The organism is Geodermatophilus sp. CPCC 205761 (genome assembly GCF_051383655.1).
Lineage (GTDB): Bacteria > Actinomycetota > Actinomycetes > Mycobacteriales > Geodermatophilaceae > Geodermatophilus.
Genome location: NZ_JALPKQ010000035.1, coordinates 1 through 25,154, shown reverse-complemented (window position 1 = coordinate 25,154; position 25,154 = coordinate 1). Strand labels below are relative to the sequence as shown.

General features: G+C 74.6%; 19 protein-coding genes and 1 tRNA gene. 2 read left to right on the top strand and 18 right to left on the bottom strand.

The annotated features are described in order from the left end of the window. Positions 1–127: 127 nt before the first annotated feature. A complete protein-coding gene (locus MY526_RS19195) occupies positions 128–1,465 on the bottom strand; it encodes an ABC transporter substrate-binding protein (protein ID WP_436704839.1) in 1,338 nt (445 codons plus the stop codon). A 178-nt stretch (positions 1,466–1,643) separates the two neighbouring features. Then, positions 1,644–2,243 carry an ANTAR domain-containing response regulator gene (locus tag MY526_RS19190; RefSeq protein ID WP_436691563.1) on the bottom strand — a complete coding sequence of 200 codons (600 nt, stop codon included), beginning with the start codon at positions 2,241–2,243 and terminating at the stop codon, positions 1,644–1,646. Between the two features lie 71 nt (positions 2,244–2,314). Between MY526_RS19190 and MY526_RS19185 the strand changes: the two genes are divergently transcribed. Together MY526_RS19185 and MY526_RS19180 are read left to right on the top strand one after the other, a co-directional pair. Then, positions 2,315–2,388, top strand: a tRNA-Leu gene (locus MY526_RS19185). Positions 2,389–2,428: 40 nt separating this feature from the next. Continuing rightward, positions 2,429–4,237: a pyridoxal phosphate-dependent decarboxylase family protein gene (locus MY526_RS19180; protein WP_436691562.1), complete on the top strand. Its 1,809-nt coding sequence runs from the start codon at positions 2,429–2,431 to the stop codon at positions 4,235–4,237. A gap of 7 nt (positions 4,238–4,244) precedes the next feature. Here the strand turns inward: MY526_RS19180 and MY526_RS19175 are convergent, their stop codons facing one another. The 16 genes from MY526_RS19175 to MY526_RS19100 form a co-directional block, all read right to left on the bottom strand. Continuing rightward, on the bottom strand, positions 4,245–5,126 hold the full coding sequence (locus MY526_RS19175) for an acyl-CoA thioesterase (RefSeq protein ID WP_436691561.1): 882 nt from the start codon (positions 5,124–5,126) through the stop codon (positions 4,245–4,247). Beyond that, complete coding sequence (gene pyk / locus MY526_RS19170) at positions 5,123–6,538, bottom strand: pyruvate kinase (protein ID WP_436691560.1); 1,416 nt, start codon at positions 6,536–6,538, stop codon at positions 5,123–5,125. The genes MY526_RS19175 and pyk overlap by 4 nt, the downstream gene beginning before the upstream one ends. Before the next feature lie 126 nt (positions 6,539–6,664). Beyond that, complete coding sequence (locus MY526_RS19165) at positions 6,665–8,155, bottom strand: glutamate synthase subunit beta (protein ID WP_436704838.1); 1,491 nt, start codon at positions 8,153–8,155, stop codon at positions 6,665–6,667. Beyond that, positions 8,148–12,821 (bottom strand): glutamate synthase large subunit, encoded by a 4,674-nt coding sequence (gene gltB, locus MY526_RS19160; protein WP_436704837.1) that lies wholly within the window; start codon positions 12,819–12,821, stop codon positions 8,148–8,150. Before gltB ends, MY526_RS19165 begins: the two co-directional genes overlap by 8 nt. Positions 12,822–13,138: 317 nt before the next feature. Next, complete coding sequence (gene lgt / locus MY526_RS19155) at positions 13,139–14,110, bottom strand: prolipoprotein diacylglyceryl transferase (protein ID WP_436704836.1); 972 nt, start codon at positions 14,108–14,110, stop codon at positions 13,139–13,141. Continuing rightward, positions 14,107–14,910 (bottom strand): tryptophan synthase subunit alpha, encoded by an 804-nt coding sequence (trpA, locus tag MY526_RS19150; protein WP_436691556.1) that lies wholly within the window; start codon positions 14,908–14,910, stop codon positions 14,107–14,109. The genes lgt and trpA overlap by 4 nt, the downstream gene beginning before the upstream one ends. Next, positions 14,907–16,256: a tryptophan synthase subunit beta gene (trpB, locus tag MY526_RS19145; protein ID WP_436691555.1), complete on the bottom strand. Its 1,350-nt coding sequence runs from the start codon at positions 16,254–16,256 to the stop codon at positions 14,907–14,909. The genes trpA and trpB overlap by 4 nt, the downstream gene beginning before the upstream one ends. A 73-nt stretch (positions 16,257–16,329) precedes the next feature. After that, complete coding sequence (gene trpC, locus MY526_RS19140; protein ID WP_436691554.1) at positions 16,330–17,139, bottom strand: indole-3-glycerol phosphate synthase TrpC; 810 nt, start codon at positions 17,137–17,139, stop codon at positions 16,330–16,332. Between the two features lie 159 nt (positions 17,140–17,298). Next, positions 17,299–17,922 carry a Trp biosynthesis-associated membrane protein gene (locus tag MY526_RS19135; protein ID WP_436704835.1) on the bottom strand — a complete coding sequence of 208 codons (624 nt, stop codon included), beginning with the start codon at positions 17,920–17,922 and terminating at the stop codon, positions 17,299–17,301. Positions 17,923–17,965: 43 nt separating this feature from the next. Continuing rightward, on the bottom strand, positions 17,966–19,474 hold the full coding sequence (locus MY526_RS19130; RefSeq protein WP_436691552.1) for an anthranilate synthase component I: 1,509 nt from the start codon (positions 19,472–19,474) through the stop codon (positions 17,966–17,968). Next, entirely contained in the window at positions 19,461–19,823 is a 363-nt protein-coding gene (gene hisI / locus MY526_RS19125) for a phosphoribosyl-AMP cyclohydrolase (protein ID WP_436704834.1), read from the bottom strand. The genes MY526_RS19130 and hisI overlap by 14 nt, the downstream gene beginning before the upstream one ends. Before the next feature lie 36 nt (positions 19,824–19,859). Further along, positions 19,860–20,540 (bottom strand): hypothetical protein, encoded by a 681-nt coding sequence (locus MY526_RS19120; protein ID WP_436704833.1) that lies wholly within the window; start codon positions 20,538–20,540, stop codon positions 19,860–19,862. Then, positions 20,537–22,189, bottom strand: a complete 1,653-nt coding sequence (locus MY526_RS19115) for an FAD-binding dehydrogenase (RefSeq protein ID WP_436704832.1) — start codon at positions 22,187–22,189, stop codon at positions 20,537–20,539. The genes MY526_RS19120 and MY526_RS19115 overlap by 4 nt, the downstream gene beginning before the upstream one ends. Positions 22,190–22,199: 10 nt before the next feature. After that, positions 22,200–22,712, bottom strand: a complete 513-nt coding sequence (locus tag MY526_RS19110; protein WP_436691548.1) for a hypothetical protein — start codon at positions 22,710–22,712, stop codon at positions 22,200–22,202. Between the two features lie 60 nt (positions 22,713–22,772). Beyond that, on the bottom strand, positions 22,773–23,222 hold the full coding sequence (locus tag MY526_RS19105; protein WP_436691547.1) for a hypothetical protein: 450 nt from the start codon (positions 23,220–23,222) through the stop codon (positions 22,773–22,775). 37 nt (positions 23,223–23,259) lie between these two features. Further along, a complete protein-coding gene (locus MY526_RS19100; RefSeq protein ID WP_436691546.1) occupies positions 23,260–25,083 on the bottom strand; it encodes an ABC transporter ATP-binding protein in 1,824 nt (607 codons plus the stop codon). Positions 25,084–25,154 lie beyond the last annotated feature (71 nt).

Here is a 25,154-nt window from a genome sequence, read left to right as displayed (position 1 = left end):
ACCAGCCGGTGCCGTCGGGATCGGCGGAGAACCGCCTGGACAGCGCAGTGGCCCGGCACCGTCGATCGGTGCCGGGCCACTGCGGGTGGCGCGCTCCCGGGACGTCAGGAACGCCCCGGGAGGTGGGTCACTCGGCCGAGCCGATGCCGTTCGCGTTCAGGCCCTCGATGATCCGCGAGGACTCGTCGAACCCGATGACCACGATCGCGTCGGGGTTGAAGTCGACCATCTGCTGCACCTCGGAGTCGAAGTTGGCAGCCTGCGGGTCGTAGATGATCGACTGGATGTCGCCCTCGGCGAGGCCGGCGGCCTGCAGGTTGTTGGCGACGTTCTCCGCGAGACCGGTGCCGTAGGGGTCGTTGAGCGCGAGGATCCCGACGGTGTTGTTGCCGTCCTCGATGATGAGGTCGGCCAGCGCCTCGGCCTGCAGCACGTCCGGCGGTGCGGTACGGAAGTACAGCCCGTTGTCGTTGTACGTCGTGAACTGGTCGGACGTGTTGGCCGGCGAGAACTGCAGGACGCCGGCGCCGGTGATGGTGTCGATGACCGTCAGGCTCACGCCGGAGGACGCCGCACCGATGATCGCGTTGGCGCCCGCCTGGAGCAGGGCGTCGACCGACTGGGTCGCGATGTCGGTGGTGGTGTCACCGGAGTCGCGCTGGATCAGCTGCACCTGCTGGCCCAGGACACCCCCCGCGGCGTTGATGTCGTTGACCGCCAGCTGGGCACCGGCGATCTCGGGCGGGCCGAGGAAGGCCAGGTTGCCGGTCTCCGGCAGCAGCGTGCCGATGATCAGCGGCGTCGGCGACGTGGTGCCGGCCGGGGCCGGGGCCGGGCCCTCGTCGGTGGTGGCGTTCGCCTCGTCACCCGGGATGACGTAGCGGGTGAGGCTCTCGTCGATGCGGTTGTCCTCACCGAACTGCTGGATCCCGATGCTGGCCTGGGCGGGCTCGCCGGCGTCGGTGAAGCTCAGCGGGCCGGACTGCCCCTCGTAGTCGGGGTTCCCGCCGTTGTTGACGATCTCGAGGCACGCGGTGAAGTCGGAGCACGCCTCGCCGCCCACGGTGACGCCGTTGACGTAGGCCTTGAACACGTTGGCGTCGGTGGTGCCGGCCATCTGCGCGGCGAGCGCCGTCACCACGATGGCGTCGTACGTCTCGCCGGCGTAGTTGAAGTCGACCAGCTGCGGGTTGATCTGCATGAGCCGGTCCTGGAAGTCGCCGGACAGCTCGGTGAGGGGCAGCGTGCCCTTCATCCGGACCAGGGCGCCCGGCTCGCTGATGCGCTCGCCGAGGGCGTTGCCCATGTTGCCGTCGGAACCGTAGACGTTGACCTGCTTCTCGCCGCCGCCGTCGCCACCGCCGCTGGCGCTGCCGCCCTCGTCGTCTCCGCCGCCGCAGGCGGTCAGGACGAGAAGGGCCGCGGCGGACACGGCGGCGCTCCGGGCGAGGATGCCTGTGCGCATCAAACAACTCCCACTGTGGTGTCGGTGCACTCGGTCAGCCCAGTCGGGTTGACCTGATCAGTGGGGGGAAGGTAACTGCTGCTCACCGGGCCGGAAGCGGGGTCGACCGGATAGTGATGGGGTTGTGACCTCCCGGATCCCGGCCCGACACGCCGCATCGCGGGGTGGACCGGGGGGCTCAGTCCGGGGTGGTGTCGCTCGCGGGCTGCGGCTCGAGCACCCGCTGGGCGAGCGCCTTCATCGACGTCCGCTCGTTCATGGCCGTCCGCTGGATCCACCGGAACGCCTCGGCCTCGGTCATGCCCTGCTCGGCCATCAGCCGGCCCTTGGCCTTCTCGACGACCTTCCGGGCCTCCAGCCGCTCCTCCAGCGACCGCACCTCCCCGTCGAGGGCGGTCAGCTCGGCGAACCGCGCCCGGGCGACCTCGATCGCCGGGACCAGGTCGTTCTTGGAGAACGGTTTCACCAGGTAGGCCATCGCACCGGCGTCCCGCGCCCGCTCGACCAGCTCGCGCTGGCTGAACGCGGTCAGCACGATGACCGGCGCGATGCGCGTCGAGGCGATCTGCTCGGCGGCCGACAGGCCGTCGAGGACCGGCATCTGGATGTCGAGGATGACGAGGTCCGGCCGCAGCTCGGTGGCCCGGTCGACGGCCTGCTGCCCGTCGCCGACCTCGGCGACGACGGTGTACCCCTCCTCCTCGAGCATCTCCTTGAGGTCGAGGCGGATGAGCGCCTCGTCCTCCGCGATGAGGACCCGGATCGTCTCGCTGCTCACGCGCGGGAGCCTAGCGATGCCGGTGGGTCGGCGACGCCCGGCTAGGCTGCTCCGACAGCCGGTGCAGGCACGCCCCCGTACCCCAATCGGCAGAGGGAGCGGATTCAAAACCCGCGCAGTGTGCGTTCGAGTCGCACCGGGGGCACCGTCGGACGAGCGCGGCAGGGAGCCATACGGTGGGCACCGTGAGCCAGCCGACACCCCCGCACATGACCCCCGAGGAGTTCCGCCGGCACGGGTACGAGGTCGTCGACTGGATCGCCGACTACTGGTCGCGCATCGGCAGCTTCCCCGTCCGCTCCCCGGCCGCGCCCGGCGACGTCCGCGAGTCGCTGCCCGCCGCGCCGCCGGAGCACGGCGAGCCGTTCTCCGCGGTCCTGGCCGACCTCGACCGGGTCGTCCTCCCCGGCATCACGCACTGGCAGCACCCGGGCTTCTTCGGCTACTTCCCGGCCAACACCTCCGGCCCGTCGGTCCTCGGCGACCTCGTGTCCTCCGGCCTCGGCGTCCAGGGCATGTCGTGGGTGACCAGCCCGGCGGCCACCGAGCTCGAGCAGCACGTCATGGACTGGTTCGCCGAGCTGCTCGGCCTGCCGGCGTCCTACCGCTCCTCGGGCGCCGGGGGCGGCGTCGTGCAGGACTCCAGCTCCGGCGCCAACCTGGTCGCGCTGCTCGCCGCCCTGCACCGGGTCAGCGGCGGCGCCACCGTCCGGCAGGGCGTGCGCCCGGAGGAGTACACGGTCTACGTCTCCTCGGAGACGCACTCGTCGATGGAGAAGGCGGTGCGCGTGGCCGGCCTCGGCAGCGACGCCGTCCGCATCGTCGAGGTGGACGGCGACCTCGGCATGCGCCCGCAGGCGCTGCGGGCCCGCCTCGAGCGCGACACCGCGCGCGGGTTCCGCCCGGTGCTGGTCTGCGCGACCGTCGGGACGACGTCCACCACCGCCGTCGACCCGCTCGCCGAGCTCGGCCCGATCTGCCGCGAGCACGGGGTCTGGCTGCACGTGGACGCCGCCTACGCGGGCGTCAGCGCCGTGGCCCCGGAGCTGCGGACGCTGCAGGCCGGCGTCGAGTGGGCCGACAGCTACACGACCGACGCGCACAAGTGGCTGCTGACCGGCTTCGACGCCACCCTCTTCTGGGTCGCCGACCGCGCGGCGCTCACCGGTGCCCTGGCGATCCTCCCCGAGTACTTGCGCAACGCCGCCACGGACGCCGGCGCCGTCGTCGACTACCGCGACTGGCAGATCGAGCTCGGCCGCCGGTTCCGCGCGCTCAAGCTGTGGTTCGTGCTGCGCTGGTACGGCGCGGAGGGACTGCGGGCGCACGTGCGCTCGGGGGTCGCGCTCGCCCAGGAGCTGGGCGCGTGGGCCGACGCCGACGACCGGTTCGACGTCGCCACCCCGCACCCCCTGTCGCTGGTGTGCCTGCGCCCGCGCTGGGCCGCCGACGTGGACGCCGACGTCGCGACCATGACGCTGCTGGAGCGGCTCAACGACGGCGGCGAGGTCTTCCTCACCCACACCACCGTGCGCGGCCAGGTGGTGCTGCGGCTGGCCGTGGGCGCGCCGGCGACGACGCGGGCGCACGTGGAGCGGGCCTGGGCGCTGCTGTGCGAGGGCCACGACTGGCTGGCCGCCGACTTCGCCGAGTCCGCCGCCGAGCGGGCCCGCGCCGCGGCGGAGCGCCGGGCCGCCGAGGAGGCGCGGGCCGAGCAGGAGCGGCGGGCCGCAGACGAGCGGCGGGCCGTCGAGGACGCCCGGGCCGCGGCGGAGACGCCGCCGGTGGAGACGCCGTCGGAGGAGGCCCCGCGGGTGGAGACGCCGTCGGAGGAGGCCCCGCCGGTGGAGACCCCGGCCGCCCAGGACGAGTCCGCAACCCAGGCGCACGCCCAGGAGCACCTCACCGCGGACGCCGCCCCCGACCTGCCGGCCGTCGCCGAGACAGCGGCCGCCCTCGACGAGACCGACGCCGTCCGGCAGCCGGGGTCCTAGCCGCAGCTCAGCGCACGACGGCGCGCAGCAGCCCCTCCTGGGCGACGGTGGCCACGTGCGTGCCGTCGGCGGACCACACCCGGCCGAAGCACAGCGCCCGGCCGCCCGCGGCCGCCGGGCTGTCGGTCTCGTAGAGGAACCAGTCGTCGGCGCGGACCGGCGCGTGGAACCACACCGCGTGGTCCAGGCTGGCGCCGGCGTAGCGGTCCTGCCAGCCGCCGACGCGGGCCAGCCCCGCGCCGAGCAGCGTCAGGTCGCTGGCGAAGGTCAGCGCCGCCGCGTGCACGGCGGCGTCCTCGGGGAGCCGGCCGGGGACCCGCATCCACACGCGGGTCGAGGTGTCCGGCGGCTGCTTGGCCCGGCCCTCGAACGGGTCGTCGAGCAGCCGCTGCTCGACGGCCCGGCTGATCTCCAGCGCGGCCGACGCCTCCTGGCCGTGCCGGGCGGCGACGTCGGCCAGCGAGGGGAGGGCCGCCGGCACCGGGACGTCGGGCATCGGCAGCGAGTGCTCGACGACGGCCGTCTCCCCCGCGTGGAAGTCGGCGGTCAGCGCGAAGATGGCCACGTCCTCGCCCCGGCGCCGCTGGCACCCGATGACCCGCCGGGTGGTGAACGACCGCCCGTCACGGATCCGGTCGACGGCGTAGCGGATCTCCTCGTGCGGGTCGCCCGGGCGCAGGAAGTAGGCGTGCAGCGAGTGCACACCCCGCTCCCCCGGCACCGTCCGCCCGGCGGCCATCAGCGCCTGGCCGGCGACCTGCCCGCCGAAGATCCGTTGCAGCCGCGTGGTGGGCGTCTGCCCGACGAAGACGTCCCGCTCCCGCTCCTCGAGGTCGAGGACGTGCAGCAGAGCGGCGGCCTCGCCGGCGCCGTCGCCCGCCGCGGTCACGAGTCGGTCCCGACCTCGTGGACGCGGATCAGGTTGGTCGACCCGACGGTGTTGGGCGGGCTGCCGGCCACCACGACCACGCGGTCGCCCTCCTTGAGCCGCCCGATGGACAGCAGCGAGAAGTCCACCTGCCGCACCATGTCGTCGGTGTGCTGCACCGAGGGCACGAGGAAGGTCTCCACGCCCCAGGAGAGTGCCAGCTGGCTGCGCACCCGCGCGTCGACGGTGAAGGCCAGCAGCGGCTGGCGCGGGTGCAGCGCGGCGAGCCGGCGGGCGGTGTCGCCGGTCTGGGTGAAGGTCGCCAGCGCCTTGACGTCCATGGTCTCGCCGACGTCCTTGGCCGCGCGCACGATCGCACCCGACCGGGAGCGGGACACCCGCTGCAGGGGCGGCACGCCGGCATGCGCGCTCTCGACGGCGTCGATGATCCGCTCCATCGTGCGGACGGCGGCGATCGGGTACCGCCCCACCGAGGTCTCCCCCGACAGCATCACCGCGTCGGCGCCGTCGAGGACCGCGTTGGCGACGTCCGAGGCCTCGGCGCGGGTCGGTCGTGAGGAGCTGATCATCGACTCGAGCATCTGCGTGGCCACGATCACCGGCTTGTTGCGCTCCCGGGCGGCCTGCACGGCGCGCTTCTGCACCAGCGGCACCTGCTCCAGCGGCAGCTCCACGCCGAGGTCGCCGCGGGCGACCATGACGCCGTCGAAGGCCTCCACGATCGCCTCGAGGTTCTCCACCGCCTCGGGCTTCTCCAGCTTGGCGATGACGGGGACCGAGATGTCCTCCTGCCGCATGATGTCGCGCACAAGCTCGACGTCGTTCGGGGAGCGGACGAAGGACAGGGCGATGAAGTCGACCGAGAGGTGGAGGGCGAAGCGCAGGTCCTCCTCGTCCTTGTCCGAAAGCGCCGGCACGCTGACCGCGACGCCGGGCAGCGAGAGCCCCTTGTTGTTCGAGACCTCGCCGCCCTCGACCACCAGGCACCACACGTCCGGCCCGTCGATGCCGACCACCGAGAGCGCGAGCTTCCCGTCGTCGACCAGCAGCCGGTCCCCGACCCGGGCGTCGGAGGCCAGCCCCTTGTAGGTGGTGGAGACCCGGTCGACGGTGCCCTCGACGTCGTCGACGGTGATGCAGACCCGGCTGCCGGTCTGCCAGGTCACCGGGCCGGCGGCGAAGGTGCCCAGCCGGATCTTGGGGCCCTGCAGGTCGGCCAGGATCGCGACGGCGTGGCCGGTGCGGTCCGAGGCCTCGCGGACCAGGTGGTAGGCCTTCTCGTGGTCGGCGTGCGCGCCGTGGCTGAAGTTCAGCCGGGCCACGTCCATCCCGGACTCGACGAGGGCGGTGACCTGCTCCAGGGAGCTGGTCGCCGGCCCGAGCGTGCAGACGATCTTGGCGCGACGCGACATGCTCCAGACGCTAGTGGGACGGCTCCGGCCGCGTCGGGAGGGGACCCTGTGACCCTCGTCCGGAGACGAAGGCGAGGCCGGGCCCGCGCGATGCGGACCCGGCCCCGGCCGTGACGAGGAACCCCGTTACCGCAGCGCGACCATCGTGGGCGTGACCGGCCGCGGCAGCATCGACGCCCCGGTCAGCCAGGTGTCGACGGCGCCGGCGGCGGCGCGGCCCTCGGCGATGGCCCAGACGATCAGCGACTGGCCGCGGCCGATGTCGCCGGCGACGAAGACGCCCGGGACGGTGGACATGAACTCGCCGTCGCGGGCCACGTTGCCGCGCCCGTCGACCTCGACGCCGAGGGCGTCGACGAGCCCCTCGCGCTGCGCCCCGGTGAAGCCCATGGCGAGGAAGACCAGGTCCGCCGGGAGCTCCCGCTCGGTGCCCTCGATCTTCTGGAAGCGGCCGTCGACCCGCTCGACCTCGTGGAGGAGCAGCGCGCGCACGGCCCCGCCGTCGGTGCCGATGAAGCGCTCGGTGTTGACGCTGTAGAGCCGCTCGCCGCCCTCCTCGTGGGCGCTGGAGACCCGCATGATCATCGGGTAGGTCGGCCACGGGTTGGACGACGGGTCACGACGGTCCGGCGGGGCCGGCATGATCTCCAGCTGGGTCACCGAGGCCGCGCCCTGGCGGTGCGCGGTGCCCAGGCAGTCGGCGCCGGTGTCGCCACCGCCGATGATCACCACGTGCTTGCCGCGGGCGTTGATCGGCGGGTCGTCGAGCTCGCCGAGGGCCTGCCGGTTGCCGTGCGGCAGGTACTCCATCGCCAGGTGGATGCCGGTGAGCTCCCGGCCGGGAGCCGGCAGGTCGCGGCCCACGGTGGCGCCACCGGCCAGCACGATCGCGTCGTACTCGGCGCGCAGCTGCTCGGTCGACAGGTCGTCGGCACCGCTGCCGCCGACCTCCACGCCGGTGACGAACCGGGTGCCCTCGGCCCGCATCTGGTCCAGCCGCCGGTCGAGCACGGCCTTCTCCATCTTGAACTCCGGGATGCCGTACCGGAGCAGCCCGCCGACGCGGTCGGCCCGCTCGAGGACGGTCACGTCGTGCCCGGCGCGAGTGAGCTGCTGCGCGGCGGCCAGCCCGGCCGGCCCGGAGCCGACGACGGCGACCTTCTTGCCGGTGTGCTCCTGGGCGGGCACCGGCTTGACCAGGTCGCGCTGGAACGCCTGGTCGATGATCTCCCACTCGATCTGCTTGATCGTGACCGGCGAGTCCTCCAGGTTCAGCACGCAGGAGCCCTCGCACGGCGCGGGACACAGCTTCCCGGTGAACTCCGGGAAGTTGTTGGTCGCGTGCAGCCGCTCGATGGCCTCGGTCCAGTCGTCGCGGCGGGCGAGGTCGTTCCACTCCGGGATGAGGTTGCCCAGCGGGCAGCCGTGGTGGCAGAACGGGATGCCGCAGTCCATGCAGCGGGCGGCCTGCTGACGCACCGCCGTCACCGGGAAGACGTGGTCCTCACCGGTGTCCCGGGTGAGGTAGACGTCCTTCCAGTCCAGGATGCGGACGTCCACCGGACGCCGCGGCGGCAGCGCGCGGTCGTGCTTGAGGAAACCGGTCGAGTCAGCCACGTGCGGCCTCCATCACTGCCCTGTCCACATCCGTTCCGGCGGCCTCGGCGGCACGCCGGGCCTCGAGCGCGCGACGGTAGTCACGCGGCATGATCACGGTGAACCGCTCCGACCAGCGGCCCCAGTCGGCCAGCAGCGCGGCGGCCACCGGCGACCCGGTGTCGGACGCATACCGCACCAGGACGTCGCGCAGCCACTGCGCGGACTCGCCGTCCAGCGGCTCGACGTCCACCATCTCGCCGTTGACCCGGTGCCGGGCCAGGTCGAGGACGTAGCCGATGCCCCCGGACATGCCGGCCGCGATGTTGCGGCCGGTCGTGCCGAGGATCACCGCGCGGCCGCCGGTCATGTACTCCAGCGCGTGGTCGCCGACGCCCTCGACGACGGCCAGCGCGCCGGAGTTGCGCACGCAGAACCGCTCGCCGACCCGGCCGCGCAGGAAGATCTCCCCCGCCGTCGCGCCGTAGCCGATGACGTTGCCGGCGATGACGTTGTCCTCGGCGGCGAAGCCGGCCTCGCGGCCCGGGCGGACGACGATCCGCCCACCCGAGAGGCCCTTGCCGACGTAGTCGTTGGCGTCGCCGAGCAGCCGCATCGTGATGCCGCGCGGCACGAACGCGCCGAAGGACTGGCCGGCCGACCCGGTGAAGGTCAGGTCGATCGTGCCGTCGGGCAGCCCCTCGCCGCCGAAGCGGCGGGTGACCATCGAGCCGAGCATCGTGCCGACGGTCCGGTTGACGTTGCGCACCGGCAGCTCGAGGCTGACCGGCCGCGCGTCGAGCAGCGCGCCCTCGCACAGCTGGATGAGGGTCTGGTCCAGCGCGACGTCCAGGCCGTGGTCCTGGGTGCGGACGCGGTGCCGGGGGGCGCCCTCGGGAAGCTCCGGCACGGCCAGCACCGGGGTGAGGTCCAGGCCGGCGGCCTTCCAGTGGTCGACGGCCTTGCGGGTGTCCAGCAGCTCGGCGTGGCCGACGGCCTCCTGGAGCGAGCGGAAGCCCAGCTCGGCGAGGTACTGGCGGACCTGCTCGGCGAGGAACTCGAAGAAGGTGACGACGAACTCCGGCCGCCCGGTGAACCGCTTGCGCAGCTCCGGGTTCTGGGTGGCGACGCCGACCGGGCAGGTGTCGAGGTGGCAGACGCGCATCATCACGCAGCCGGAGACGACCAGCGGAGCGGTGGCGAAGCCGTACTCCTCCGCACCCAGCAGCGCGGCGATGAGCACGTCGCGGCCGGTCTTCATCTGCCCGTCGCACTGCACGACGATGCGGTCGCGCAGCCCGTTGGCCAGCAGCGTCTGCTGGGTCTCGGCCAGGCCGAGCTCCCACGGCGAGCCGGCGTGCTTCAGCGAGGTGAGCGGCGCGGCACCCGTGCCGCCGTCGTGCCCGGAGATGAGGACGACGTCGGCGTGCGCCTTGCTCACCCCGGCCGCGACCGTCCCGACCCCGACCTCGGAGACCAGCTTGACGTGGACCCGCGCCTCGTTGTTGGCGTTCTTCAGGTCGTGGATCAGCTGCTTGAGGTCCTCGATCGAGTAGATGTCGTGGTGCGGCGGCGGGCTGATCAGGCCGACGCCCGGCGTGGAGTGCCGGGTGCGGGCGACCCACGGGTAGACCTTGGCGCCGGGCAGCTGGCCGCCCTCGCCGGGCTTGGCCCCCTGCGCCATCTTGATCTGGATGTCGTCGGCGTTGACCAGGTACTCGCTGGTGACGCCGAACCGCCCGCTGGCCACCTGCTTGATCGCCGAGCGGCGCAGGTCGCCGTTGGGGTCGGCCACGAAGCGGTCGGGGTCCTCGCCGCCCTCACCGGTGTTGGACTTCCCGCCCAGCCGGTTCATCGCGATCGCGAGGGTCTCGTGCGCCTCCTGCGAGATGGAGCCGTAGCTCATCGCGCCGGTGGAGAACCGCTTGACGATCTCGCTGACCGGCTCGACCTCCTCCAGCGGCACCGGCGGGCGCACCCCGGTCCGGATCGTGAACAGCCCGCGCAGCGTCGCGGCGTCCTCGGAGAGCTGGTCGACGGTCCGGGTGTACTTCTCGAAGACGTCGTACTGCCGCGCCCGGGTGGCGTGCTGGAGCAGGAACACCGTCTCGGGGTTGAACAGGTGCACCTCGCCCTCGCGGCGCCACTGGTACTCCCCGCCGGTCTCCAGACGACGGTGCGCCCGCTCGGTCGGGTTCTCCGGGTAGGCCCGGCGGTGGCGCATGGCCACCTCCTCGGCGAGGACGTCGATGCCGACGCCGCCGAGCGGGCAGGAGGTGCCGGTGAAGTACTCGTCGACGATCTCCTGCGACAGGCCGACGGCCTCGAAGATCTGCGCCATCGTGTACGAGCCGACGGTGCTGATGCCCATCTTGCTCATGACCTTGAGGACGCCCTTGCCGAGCGCCTTCACCAGGTTGCGCGCGGCCTGGGCCGGCTCGATGCCGGTCAGGTCGCCGGCCCGGATGAGGTCCTCGAGGGACTCGAAGGCCAGGTAGGGGTTGACCGCGGCGGCGCCGTAGCCGAGCAGCAGCGCGACGTGGTGCACCTCGCGGCAGTCGCCGGACTCGACGACCAGCCCGACCTCCATGCGGGTCTTCTGCCGCACGAGGTGGTGGTGGACGGCGGCGGTCATGAGCAGCGACGGGATGGGGGCGCGCTTCTCGTCGCAGTCCCGGTCGGAGAGCACGATGACGCGGGCGCCGGCGGCGATCGCCTTGCTGACCTTCGTCCGCAGCTGCTCGACCGCCTGGGCCAGCGCCGTCCCGCCGCCCTTGACGTCGAAGTGGCCGGTGATCCGGACGGCGGCGTAACCGGGCAGGTCGCCGTCGTCGTCGATGTGCAGGATCTTGGCCAGCTCGTCGTTGTCGATGACCGGGTATGGCAGGAACACCTGGCGGCAGGACGCCGGCGTGGCGTTCATCAGGTTCTGCTCCGGGCCGAAGGTGCGCCCGAGGCTGGTCACCAGCTCCTCGCGGATGGCGTCCAGCGGCGGGTTGGTCACCTGGGCGAACAGCTGCCCGAAGTAGTCGTACAGCAGCCGCGAGCGGTCCGAGAGCGCCGCCACGGGGGTGTCGGTGCCCATCGAGCCGATCGGCTCGGCCGCGGTCGAGGCCATCGGGGTGAGCAGGACGCGCAGGTCCTCCTCGGTGTAGCCGAACAGCAGCTGCCGGCGGACGACGGACTCGTGGCTGGGCCGGGCGCGGCGGCGCTCGGGCAGCTGCGGCAGGTGCACCAGGCCGGCGTGCAGCCAGTCCTCGTAGGGGTGCTCCGCGGCCAGCGCGCCCTTGACCTCCTCGTCGGAGACGATCTTCCCGGCGGCGGTGTCGACCAGGAACATGCGGCCGGGCTGCAGCCGGCCCTTGGCCACGACGTCGGCGTCGGGGACCTCCAGGACGCCGACCTCGCTGGCCAGCACGACCAGGTCGTCCTTGGTGTGCCACCAGCGGCCCGGGCGCAGCCCGTTGCGGTCGAGCACGGCGCCGATCAGCGTGCCGTCGGTGAAGGCGACCGCGGCCGGCCCGTCCCAGGGCTCCATGATCGAGGCGTGGAACCGGTAGAAGGCCCGGCGGGCCGGGTCCATCTCGTCGTGGTTCTCCCACGCCTCCGGGATCATCATGAGCACCGCGTGCGGCAGCGACCGCCCGGACAGGTGCAGCAGCTCGAGCACCTCGTCGAACGTCGCCGAGTCGCTGAAGTCGCTGGCGGTGACCGGGTAGATCCGCTCGAGACCGAGCTCGGAGGCCGGGCCGGCGGGCCCGTCGAAGAGCGTCGTCTCCAGCTTCGCCTCGCGGGCGCGCATCCGGTTCCGGTTGCCCTTGATGGTGTTGATCTCGCCGTTGTGCGCGATCACCCGGAACGGGTGGGCCAGCGGCCAGCTGGGGAAGGTGTTGGTCGAGAACCGGCTGTGCACCAGCGCGATCGCCGACTCGTAGCGCTCGTCGCGAAGGTCGGGGAAGAACGCGGGCAACTGGTCGGTGGTCAGCATGCCCTTGTAGGTGATGGTCCGCGACGACAGCGACACGATGTACAGGGAGCTGCCGGCCTCGGTGGCGGACCGCTCGGCCCGCTTGCGGAGCACGAAGGCGCGCCGCTCCAGCCGGGTCACCCCGTTCACGGCCGCGTTGCCGCCGAAGGCGCGGACGTCGGCGCGGGCGCCGATCGTCTCGGCGACGAAGAGCTGGGCGAAGTGCGGCATGACGGCGCGCGCGGTCGGACCGACGTCGGCGCCGTCGGGGTCGACGGGCAGCTCGCGCCAGCCGAGGACGGTGAGGCCCTCCTCGGCGGCGAGCCGGGCGACGTCGGCGAGCCGCGCGGCCCGCTCGGCCTCGTCGACCGGCAGGAAGGCGATGCCGACCGCGTACTCCCCGAGCGGGGGCAGGTCGAAGTCGACCTCCGCGCGCAGCAGCGCGTCGGGCACCTGGGTGAGGATGCCCGCGCCGTCGCCGGAGTTCGGCTCGGAGCCGGCGGCACCGCGGTGGTCGAGGTTGTGCAGCGCGGTGAGCCCGGCGGCCACGATCTTCCGCGAGCGGCGCCCCTGGACGTCGGCGACGAAGGCCACGCCACAGGCGTCCTTGTCGTTCGCCGGGTCGTAGAGGCCGGACGCGGCGGGGACCGCCGAGAACGGCACACCGGGCGCTGCGGAGGAGGGGACGGCGGTGCCGGCGGGGGCGGGGAACTGCGACATGTCACTCCCGTCGTCGGCGCACCACCCGCGGCCGTCGGTCGACGGGGCAGGTGGAGGGCGGAGGGCCCGGCCGGGGGTCAGAGGGCGGTGGGGCGGCACTGCGGGAGAGCCGGCGAGCTGGGTGGTCAGTGCGACCACCGGGTCAGCTCTGGCTCGCGAGCCTCGGGGGTGGTGCCCCCGGGGCTGTCGTCCGCGGGGCGGCACTGGCCCGGTTTCGACGCGTGCGACCCGCCAGGATCACTGGGAGGTCTGGAGGGAAGGGTACACAGCCGTAACACAGGCCTCACTCGGGCAAACGTCACATCCGGCGCGTCGCGTCAGGCCTCCTCCTGTCGTCGCGGATCGGCCTCACCAGGGGTTTCGGCGTCGGCCCCGTCGGAGCCCCGGGCGGGCACCGTCGGAGCGGCGTCGGCCGTCCCGGCACCGGTCCCGGCGCTGTCGCGCTGGTCACGCCCGCGGGTGATCACCTCGCGCGGGCGGCCGCGCTGCCAGACCAGGTAGGCCACCGCCAGCAGGCCCACGACGACGGAGGTGAACACGTTGAGGCGGACGCCGAAGAAGGTCTCCGCCGGGTCGGTGCGCAGCAGCTCGATCCACAGCCGACCCGCGCAGTAGCTGGCCACGTAGAGGGCGAACGCGCGGCCGTGGCTGAGCTGGAAGCGGCGGTCGGCCCAGATGACCAGGGCGGCCGCGGCCAGGTTCCACAGCAGCTCGTAGAGGAAGGTGGGGTGGAAGGTGCCCAGCACCACCGGCTGCCCGCCGGGGCCGACGACGGCGCCGGTGCCGGTCCACTCGTAGATCGTCAGCGCCCACGGCAGGTCGGTGGGGCCGCCGTAGAGCTCGTTGTTGAACCAGTTGCCGAGCCGGCCGATGGCCTGCGCCACCAGCAGCCCGGGGGCGATCGCGTCGGCGAAGGCCGGCAGCGGGATGCCGAGGCGCCGGCAGGCGATCCACGCGCCGACCCCGCCCAGTGCGATCGCACCCCAGATGCCGAGCCCGCCCTCCCAGATGGCGAAGGCGCGCAGCGGGTCGCCGCCCTCGCCGAAGTAGGGCCGGGGGCTGGTGATCACGTGGTAGATCCGGCCGCCGACGATGCCGAAGGGCACCGCCCAGACCGCGATGTCCAGGACGTCGCCCTCCGCTCCGCCCCGCGCCCGCCAGCGCCGGTCGGTCAGCCAGATCGCGGCGACGATGCCGGCGATGATGCACAGCGCGTAGGCCCGGATCGGCAGGGGCCCGAGCTCCCAGACGCCCTGGGTGGGGCTCGGGATGGCCGCCAGCGCGGTCACGCGTGCGCCCCGGCCCGGCGGCGCACGCCCTCGGCGAGCTCGGTGGCCAGCGCCCGCACCCCCCCGGCGCCGGCGCCGTCCAGCAGGGGGCGGACGAACGCCGTACCGACGATGACCCCGTCGGCGAAGGCGGCGACCTCGGCGGCCTGGTCGGCGCTGGAGACGCCCAGGCCCACGCAGACGGCGAGGTCGGGGGCGGCGGCGCGCGTGCGGGCCACCAGCTTCTCGGCAGCGTCGCTGACCGTGGCGCGGGTGCCGGTGACGCCCATCGTGGAGGCGGCGTAGACGAACCCGCGGCAGGCCGCGGTGGTGGAGACCAGCCGGGCGTCGGTGGACGACGGAGCCACGAGGAAGACCCGGTCGAGGTCGGCCCGCTCCGCCGCAGCCAGCCACTCGGCGGCCTCGTCGGGGATGAGGTCGGGGGTGATCGCGCCCGCCCCCCCGGCCGCGGCCAGGTCGGTGGCGAACCGCTCGACGCCGTAGCGCTCGATCGGGTTCCAGTAGCTCATGACCGCCGGCACCGCGCCCGCGGCGGCGACCGCCTCGACGGCGCGCAGCACGTCGCGCATCCCCACGCCGGCGCGGACGGCGACGTCCACGGCCTGCTGGATCACCGGCCCGTCCATGCCCGGGTCGCTGTACGGGACGCCGATCTCGAGGACGTCGGCACCGCCCTCGACCGCGGCGACCATCGCCGCGATCGACTCGTCCACGCTCGGGTACCCGACCGGGACGTAGGCGATCAGCGCGGCCCGCCCCTCGGCGCGGGCCGCACCGATCCTCGTCGCCAGCGAGCTCACGCCGTCTCCCCCGCGTCCTGGCCGGGCACGGCGTCGCCGGACGTCACGGCACCCTCGGTCGGCTGCTGGTCGGTGTCGAGGCCCGGGCCGGGGTCGACCTCGTCGCGGTCGCCGAGGCCGAACCAGCGCGAGGCGGTCTCGACGTCCTTGTCGCCGCGGCCGGAGAGGTTGACCAGCAGCAGCGCGTCCGGTCCCAGCTCCTCGCCGAGGGTCATCGCCCCGGCGAGGGCGTGCGCCGACTCGATGGCCGGGATGATCCCCTCGGTGCGGCACAGGAGGGCGAAGGCCTCCATGGCCTCGGCATCGGTCACCGGCCGGTACTCGGCCCGGCCGATGCTGTGCAGGAAGGAGTGCTCGGGGCCGACGCCCGGGTAGTCGAGGCCGGCGCTGATCGAGTGCGACTCGATGGTCTGCCCGTTGTCGTCCTGCAGGAGGTACGAGCGGGCGCCGTGCAGCACGCCCGGCGAGCCGCCGGTGATCGTGGCCGCGTGCCGGCCGGTCTCCAGGCCCTCGCCGCCGGCCTCCAGGCCGACCAGCCGCACACCCTCGTCAGGGACGAAGGCGGTGAAGATGCCGATCGCGTTGGACCCGCCGCCCACGCAGGCGAGGACGGCGTCGGGCAGCCGGCCCTCGCGTTCGAGCACCTGGGCGCGCGCCTCGTCGCCGATGACCCGCTGGAAGTCGCGGACCATCTCGGGGAACGGGTGCGGGCCGGCCACCGTGCCGAACACGTAGTTGGTCGTCTCGACGTTGGTGACCCAGTCGCGGAACGCCTCGTTGATGGCGTCCTTCAGCGTGCGCGAGCCGGTGGTGACCGGGATGACCTCGGCGCCCAGCAGCCGCATCCGGGCCACGTTGAGCGCCTGCCGCCGGGTGTCCTCCTCGCCCATGTACACGGTGCAGGACAGGCCCATGAGCGCCGCCGCGGTCGCGGTGGCCACGCCGTGCTGCCCGGCGCCGGTCTCGGCGATCACCCGGGTCTTGCCGATCCGCTGGGTGAGCAGCGCCTGGCCCAGCACGTTGTTGATCTTGTGGGAGCCGGTGTGGTTGAGGTCCTCCCGCTTGAGCAGCACGCGGGCGCCACCGGCGTGGGCGGCGAACTTGGGCACCTCGGTGATCGGGCTGGGCCGGCCGGTGTAGTCCCGCTGCAGCCGGGCGAACTCGGCCTGGAACGCCGGGTCGACGCGCATGGCCTCGTAGGCCTCGGTCAGCTCGTCGAGGGCGGCGATCAGGGCCTCGGGCACGAAGCGCCCGCCGAAGACGCCGAAGTGACCGGTGGCGTCGGGCCAGCCCGGGCGAGCCTGGTGGAGCTGGTCTCCCCGCTGCGGTGGGCTGGTCGTCGTCATGCGCCCAGACTAAGGACCTCCCTGCCCCCCACCGCTCGCAGGCTCGCGGCGGGCCCCTGCACGGAGGCCGGGATCAGCGGGTGGTGCGGGGGGTCGCGGGGTGCGATCCGGCCGTCACCAGGTCCGCGACCGCCTGGCGGGCGTCGCCGGCGGTGACCAGGCCCTCGCCGACCAGGACGGCGTCGGCCCCGGCGGCGGCGTAGCCGATCAGGTCGTGCGGCCCGCGGACGCCGGACTCGGCGACCTTGACCACCTCCGAGGGCAGGCCGGGGGCGATCCGCTCGAACGTGGAGCGGTCGACCTCGAGGGTGGTGAGGTCGCGCGCGTTGACGCCGATCACCGCCGCCCCGGCGGCCAGCGCGCGGTCGGCCTCGGCCTCGGTGTGCACCTCGACCAGCGCGGTCATCCCGAGGGACTCGACCCGCTCCAGCAGGCCCACGAGCACGTTCTGCTCCAGCGCGGCGACGATCAGCAGGACGACGTCGGCACCGTGGGCGCGGGCCTCGTGCACCTGGTAGCTGCTGACCACGAAGTCCTTGCACAGGATCGGCACGTCGACCGCGGCGCGGACGGCGGCGAGGTCGGCCTGGGACCCGCCGAACCGGCGCCGCTCGGTGAGCACGCTGATCACCCGCGCGCCCCCGTCGGCGTACTGCCGGGCCAGGACGGCGGGGTCGGGGATGTCGGCGAGGGCGCCCTTCGACGGGCTCTGCCGCTTCACCTCGGCGATGACGCCGACCCCGGGAGCGCGCAGCGCGGCCAGCGCGTCGAGGGCCGGGCGGGCGTCCTCCGCGGCTGCCTTGACCTCGGCCAGCGGGGTGACCGCCTCGCGCGCCGCCAGGTCCTCGCGAACACCGGCGACGATCTCGTCGAGCACGGACACGCGGCCTCCCCGCTGCTGTTCGACGGTCCGCCCCTGCGGGGCGTGGCCCCGGCCGGGACCCGATCCGTGGACCCACTCTAGAGGCGGGGCGGCCGCCGACCGTCCGCGGGGCAGGGGGTCCGCCCGCCCGGGCGGTTGGCCCGCACCACCCCCGGGTACTCAGCGTTGTTCGGCCGCGGACTCCGTGGGGTCCTCCCCGCGGTCGAGCGCGCGCCAGGCGTCCAGGGCGCGGTCCTCGTCGGTCCGCTGCCGCCGGGGGGTGTCCGTGCTGCCTGCGGGCCGGCGCTCGTAGCGGCGTCCCATGCCGGGCCAGGCCCGCCCGCGGAGCACCGTGAGCAGGCCCGAGAGCACGGCGACCGCCCCGGCGACGACCGCCAGCACCGGCCAGCCGGCCGACACGTCGGCGGTCAGCGCGTCCGCGCGGGTGCCGGGGCCGATGACGGCGGCGGCCGCCGCACCGACGTCGGTGACCAGGGGGCGCAGGCCCGACCACGCGAGCACCCCGCCGGCGAGGGCGACCAGCAGCCCGAGGGCGTAGCGGCCCGCCCCGCGGACGGCGAGCAGCGCCACCGCGGCGGCCAGCAGGAGCAGCCCCGCGGCGGACACCAGCGGCACCAGCGAGCTGCCGGCCAGCTCCGCGGTCGTCGGCGGCAGCGGCTCGGGGCGCTGCACGGTGGCGGTCACCCAGGTCTGGCCGCCCGCCGACAGGGCCAGCCCCCCGGCCAGCGCCGTCCCGGCGACCGCGGCCGCCAGCTCACGCCGGTCACGCCTCACGGTGCCCACGGTTCGCCTCCGCCCGGCGGAGCCGGTAGGACGGCAGAGCGGCTCACGGGAGTTCCCGCATCCCCTCCGCCGTCGCGATGGCCGACAGCACGGCCCGGGCCTTGTGCCGGGTCTCGGCCTCCTCGGTGGCCGCGTCGCTGTCGGCGACGATGCCCGCGCCGGCCTGCACGTAAGCCCGCCCCTGGTGGAGGACCGCCGTCCGGATGGCGATGGCCATGTCGAGGTCGCCGCTGGCGTCGACGTACCCGACCGTGCCGGCGTACAGGGCGCGGCGGGTCGGCTCCAGCGTCTCGATGATCTCCATGGCCCGCGGCTTGGGGGCGCCCGAGACCGTGCCGGCCGGGAACGTCGCATCGAAGACGTCGAGGGCGTCCCACTCCGGCGCGACCTGGCCGGCCACGGTGGAGACCAGGTGCATCACGTGGCTGTAGTGCTCGATCCGCATGAAGTCGGGCACCTCGACCGTGCCCGGCACGCAGACCCGCCCGAGGTCGTTGCGGGCGAGGTCGACGAGCATCACGTGCTCGGCCCGCTCCTTGGGGTCGGCCAGCAGCCCCTCGGCCAGCCGGACGTCGTCGTCGGGGGTCGCCCCCCGGGGCCGGGTGCCGGCCGGCGGGTGGACCACGGCGGAGCTGCCGGTCACGGTGACCAGCGCCTCCGGCGAGGAGCCGACGACGTCGAAGGGCGTCTCCCGGCCGGCGAAGCGCAGCAGGTACATGTACGGGCTGGGGTTGGTGGCGCGCAGCACCCGGTAGAGGTCCAGCGCGTCGACCTCGGTCGGCACCTCGAACCGCTGGGAGAGCACCACCTGGAAGGCGTCGCCGGCGCGGATGTGCTCGCGCACCCGCTCCACGCCGTCCTCGAACACACCCGGGGCCATGTTGCTGACCACCGGCGGCGCCTCGGCGGTGCTGAAGACGGCGACCCCGGGCGCGGCCGCCTTGGCCAGGTCGGCGGCCATCGCGTCGAGCCGGGCGACGGCGTCGTCCCAGCCGGTGCCGGCCTCCCCCGCGCCGCGCAACGCGTTGGCGATCAGCAGCACCGTGCCGTCGGTGTGGTCGAGCACGACGAGGTCGGTGACGAGCATCAACGCCAGCTCGGGCATGCCGAGGTCGTCGGTGGCCAGCACCGGGAGCCGCTCCAGCCGCCGCACGACGTCGTAGCCGAGGTAGCCGACCAGCCCGCCGGTCAGGGGCGGCAGCGCGGGGTCCCGCGGGGAGCGCAGCCGGCGGGCCAGCGTCCGGACGGCGGCCAGCGGGTCGGCCGGCAGGCCGTCGGTGAGCCCGGGCAGCGCCTGCCCGAGCCACTCCGCCCGGCCGTCCCGCTCGGTCAGCACCCCGGCGCTGCGCACGCCGACGAAGCTGTACCGCGACCACTGCTTGCCCTGCTCGGCCGACTCGAGCAGCACCGTGCCGGGCCGGTTGCCGGCCAGCTTGCGGTAGATGCCGACGGCGGTCTCCCCGTCGGCGAGCAGCTTGCGGGTCACCGGGACCACCGGCCGGTCCAGCGCCGCGAACTCCTCCCGGGACGGCGAGGTCTCACCGAGCCGCACGGGACACCTCCAGCTCGCGGTGGAAGCAGCTGCGCTCGCCGGTGTGGCAGGCCGGGCCCTCCTGGTCGATGAGCACGAGCAGCGCGTCACCGTCGCAGTCCAGGCGCACGTCGCGCACCCACTGCCGGTTGCCGGAGGTCTCTCCCTTCACCCAGTACTCCCCGCGGCTGCGCGACCAGTAGGTGGCCCGGCCGGTGGTCAGGGTGCGGCGCAGCGCCTCGTCGTCCATCCAGGCCACCATGAGCACCTCGCCGGTGTCGTGCTGCTGCACGACGGCGGCGACCAGGCCGGCGGGGTCGTGGCGCAGCAGCGCGGCGACGTCGGGGTCCAGGGCGGGGGCGGCGGACATGGACCCGATCGTCCCACCCGCGGACGACCGCCCCGGTCACCGGCCGGGCGGAGCCGCCTCCGCGGCGGGGGCGAACCACGCGCGGGCGGCCCGGCTGCACAGCAGCCCGAGCCCGACCGCGGGGGCCGCGGCGAAGCAGAACACCCCGAAGAGCATCACCGCCGACGGATCGGGCCCGACGGCGCCCTCGACGAGGGCGACCAGCCGCACCGCCCAGTAGACGGCGAGCGCGATCTGCAGGGCGAGCGCGGCCAGCAGCGTCTGGCGCGCGGCGCGGCTGCGGCGGTTCAGCGCCATGATCCCGCCGACGACGAGGGCGACCACCGACGCCACCTGCACGAAGGCCACGACGGTCGCCTCGGTGGCCAGCGCGCCGCCGTCCGCCGGGAAGCCCGCCTCGCCCCCGCTGAGGGTGAACAGCGACGCCAGCAGGACGACGTAGGCCGACGCCAGTGCCACGACGGCGGCCTGCACGAAGGCGAGCACCGCCGCGGCGATCACCTGGCCGGGCCGCCGCGGTCCGGCCGGCCGCGGCCAGGGGGCGCCGTAGGGGGCCCCGCCGTAGGGGAACGCGCCGTACGGCGCCGGCCAGCCGGGAGCCGGGGCGCCGTACGGCGCGCTCCACGGGGGCACCGGCCCCGTGGCGGGCGGCCCGGCGTAGGGCGCGCCGTGCTCGGTCTCGGTGGCCGGGTCCGACCAGGGGTCGGGCCGGCTCACAGGCTCGCCGCCAGGGCCCGGCCCGCGACCCGGCCGGAGAACAGGCAGCCGCCCAGGAAGGTGCCCTCCAGGGAGCGGTAGCCGTGCATGCCACCACCGCCGAACCCGGCCACCTCGCCGGCCGCGTAGAGGCCCGGGAACACCGCGCCGCCGGGCTGCAGCACCCGGCCGGAGAGGTCGGTCTCCAGCCCGCCGAGGGTCTTGCGGGTGAGCAGGTTCAGCCGGACGGCGATCAGCGGCCCGGCCGCCGGGTCCAGGAGCCGGTGCGGCGGGGCGACCCGGATGAGCTTGTCGCCGAGGTAGTGGCGGGCGCCGCGGATGGCGGTGATCTGCGAGTCCTTGCCGAACTCGTTGGCGATGGCGCGGTCGCGGCAGACCACCTCGGCCTCGACGGTGGCCAGGTCCAGCTCGGGCTCGCCGCCGGTGATCCGGTTCATGCCGGCCACCAGCTCGGGGAGCGTGCGGGCGACGACGAAGTCCTCGCCGCGGTCCAGGAACGCCTGCACCGGCCCGGCCACGCCGGCCTTGACCCGGTTGAGCAGCAGCCTGACGTCCTTGCCGGTGAGGTCGGGGTTCTGCTCGGAGCCCGACAGTGCGAACTCCTTCTCCACGATCTTGTGCGTCGCGACGAACCAGGTGTGCTCGTGACCGGTCTGCCCGATGTGGGCCAGCGTGCCGAGGGTGTCGAAGCCGGGGAACAGGGGCACCGGCAGCCGCTTGCCGGTCGCGTCGAGCCACAGGGACGACGGGCCGGGCAGGATGCGGATGCCGTGCCGGTCCCACACCGGGGAGTGGTTGGCGATCCCCTCGGTGTAGTGCCACATGCGGTCCCCGTTGATCACGTTCCCGCCGGCCGCCGCCGTGGCCTGCAGCATCCGCCCGTCGACGTGCGCCGGGACGCCGGACAGCAGCCGCTGCGGCGCCGGGCCCAGCCGGGCCGGCCAGTTCTGCCGGACCAGGTCGTGGTTGCCGCCGATGCCGCCGGAGGTGACGACGACGGCCTGCGCGGCGATCTCGAAGTCCGCGACCTGCGTGCGCGAGCTGGCCTCCCCGCGGGCCACGTCGCTGGGTTCGAGGACGCCGCCGCGCACCCCGGTCACCACGCCGTCGTCGACCACCAGCTCGTCCACGCGGTGCCGGAAGCGCAGCTCCACGAGCCCGCGGTCCACCGCGGCGCGCACCCGGCGGGCGAACGGCTCGACCAGCCCCGGTCCGGTGCCCCAGACGATGTGGAACCGCGGCACGGAGTTGCCGTGGCCGGTGGCGGTGTACCCGCCGCGCTCGGCCCAGCCGACGATGGGGAAGAACCCGACGCCCTGCTCGCGCAGCCAGGCCCGCTTCTCCCCCGCGGCGAACTGCAGGTAGGCCTCGGCCCACCGGCGCGGCCAGTGGTCCTCCTCGCGGTCGAAGCCGGCGGTGCCGAACCAGTCCTGCCGGGCCAGCTCGAGCGAGTCGTGCACGCGCAGCCGCCGCTGCTCCGGGGAGTCGACGAGGAACAGCCCGCCGAAGGACCACCAGGCCTGGCCGCCGAACGACGCCTCGGGCTCCTGCTCGACCAGGACCACCCGCTTGCCGGCGTCGGCCAGCTCCGCGGTGGCCACCAGCCCGGCCAGCCCCGCACCCACCACGACGACGTCAGTGTCGGTCACGGAGCGCACGCTAGCGGGCGCGGGCTCCCCGCCCACCGGACCCGGCCGCCGGCGTCGCCCGGCCGGGTCGCGTCCACTCCCGGATCGGGCGGCGCACGCTCAGCACCAGGCTGCCCACCGGCCCGACCAGCAGCAGCAGCGCCCACGACATCGCCTGACCGCCGCCGAGGACGCCGAAGAGGGTGACCAGCCCGACCAGCGCCAGCAGTGGCAGCAGGCTCGCGCCGGCCAGCACCAGCCAGCCGCGCGGGCGGCCCTGCCATACCATGCCGGCGCCGACGACCGCCCAGCCGGCCAGCAGCAGCGGCAGGAGGACGTACCAGTACCAGCCGCGGTCGGGCTCCCAGAGGAGGTAGGCCAGGTAGATGTCCTCGGCGGCGGTGAGGACGCCGAAGGCGACGGCGAACGGGACCAGCTGCGGGCGCCTCGGCGGAGCCGGTGCGTACCGGGCCTGCGCCGGGCGCGGCGCGGCGCGGGGCGAGCGCCGCGCCACCGCCCGGCTGCGCGAGGAGGACGACGGCATGGCCGCAGGGTAGGGCGACTGGCTGGGACCGGCCTCAGCCCGGCGGGGGGACGCGCGCGGTCACCGGGTGCGGCCCGGGCGGCCGGCGATCCACCGCCGCACGGACGGCGCGAGCGCCAGGCCGGCCGCGACGAGCGGCCCGGCCAGGAGCAGCAGCGGCCAGCCCGCCCCACCGGTGTCCTGGTCGGCCGCGGCCCAGATGACCGCCCCGGTGAGCACCGCCACGGGGAGCACGGCGAGGACCAGCGGCAGCCAGCCGCGGCGGGCCAGCAGCCACAGCGCCCCGAACAGCTGCAGGACCGGCGCCACCACGAGCAGGTAGGTCCAGGGATCGGGTCCGGTGTCGGCGTCCAGCCCGCCGAGCGTCACGGCGAGCACGGCGACGAACGCGGCCGGCATCGCCCCGACGATGCCCACGATGCCCGCGGCCAGCGCGGCGCCGGGCATCCGCGGGTCGGACGGCGGGACGGTCTCGGCCCGGCGACGGGCCCGGCCTGCGGAGGTGGACACGTCGGCAGGCTAGGGCGCGGCAGCCCGCCGTGGGAGGTCAGGCGGGCTGGGGCTCCCCGCGCGACGAGCGCCGCCAGGAGGCGTGCAGCCGCGCGTACGGGCCCTCGGCGCCGACCAGCTCCGCGTGCGTGCCCCGCTGCACCACCCGGCCCGCGTCGACGACCAGCACCTCGTCGGACCGCTCCGCCGTCGACAGCCGGTGCGCGATGGTCAGCGTCGTCCGGCCGTCGGTGAGGGTGTCCAGCGCGCGGGTCAGCCGCTGCTCGGTGGCGGGGTCGACCGCGCTGGTCGCCTCGTCGAGCACCAGCAGGTCGGGGTCGGCGACGTGGGCGCGGGCGACGGCGACCAGCTGCCGCTCCCCCGCCGACAGCGACTCGCCGCGCTGGCCCACCCGGGTGGCCACGCCGTCGGTCAGCCCGGCCACCCAGGCGGTCAGGCCGAGGTCGTCGAACGCGGCGAGCACCTCGCCGTCGGTCAGCCCCGGCCGGCCGTAGCGGACGTTGTCGGCGACGGTGGCGTCGAAGAGGAAGCCGTCCTGCGGCACCATGACCACCCGCCGGCGCAGCGAGCCGAACGCCACCCGGTCCAGCGGCACCCACGTGGTGGCGTCGTCGCCGAGCAGCACCCGACCCGTGCCGGGGTCCATGAGCCGGGTGACCAGCTTGGCGAACGTCGTCTTGCCCGACCCCGTCTCCCCGACGACCGCCACCCGCCGCCGCGGCGCGATGGTGAGGTCGACCCGGTCGAGGGCCGGGCGGGCGTCCGGGGAGTACCGGAAGCTGACGTGCTCGAAGCGCACGCCGAGGGGGCCCGGCGGCAGCTCGGCGGCCGACCCGGCGTCGTCCACCGCGGGATCGCGGACGTCGGGCTCGGTGGCGAGCACGTCGAGCACGCGGCGGAACCCCGCGACGGCGTTCTGCGCCTCGTTGAGCACCTCGCTGGCGGTCTGCACCGGCGCCACGAACAGGGTGACGAGGAACAGGAAGGCGACCAGGGTGCCGGCGGTCAGGTCGCCGTCCAGCCCGAGCAGGACGCCGACGACCACGACGGCGGCGTTGGCCACCGCGGCGACGATCTCCCCGCTGACGAACACCGCGGCGGTGGTCCTCTGGGCCCGCACCTGGGCGCGGTAGTGCCGCGCGATGGCGCGGTCGAGGCGGGCGGCGGTGCGCTCGCGGATGCCGTAGGCGCGCACGGTCGGCGCGCCGACCACCGACTCGGAGACCGCGGCCAGCACGTCGCCCACCCGCTCGCGGACCACGCCGTGGACGACGGCCAGGCGCCGGGCGAGGTACCGCAGGGCGAGGGCGAGCGGCACGAAGCAGACCAGCACGAGCAGGGTCAGCTGCCAGGAGTAGACGGCCATCACGACGGTGGCCACGAGCAGCTGCCCCAGGCTCACCACGCCCAGGACGCCGCCCCACTGCATGAAGGTGGACAGCTGGTCGACGTCGCTGGTGACCCGCGAGACCAGCGACCCGCGCCGCTGGCCCTGCTGGTGCAGCACCGACAGGTCGTGCACGTGGCGGAACGCCCGCGCCCGCAGCCCGGCCAGCGCGGTCTCCGTCGTCCGGAACAGCCGGACGTTCATCCCGTACACCGCGACGGCGGTCAGCAGCACGACGACCGCGCACAGCAGCACGAGGTCGCGGACCAGGCCGAGGTCCGGGCCGCCGGGGCCGGACAGGCCACGGTCGATCACCTGCTGGACGGCGATCGGCACGACCACCCGGCCGGCGGTCGCCAGCAGCGCGAGGGTGAAGGTGACCGGCAGGCCGCGGCGGAACTCGGGCATCATCCGCAGCCCCCGGCGCAGCGTGGCCAGCGCCCCCTCGTCGCGGTGCTCGGCGAGCCCGTTCACGCCGCCCCCTGGTTCGCTCCCGCGGGGCGCTCCGCTCCTCGCTCGTTCCTCGCTGCGATGCTCACGCCCCT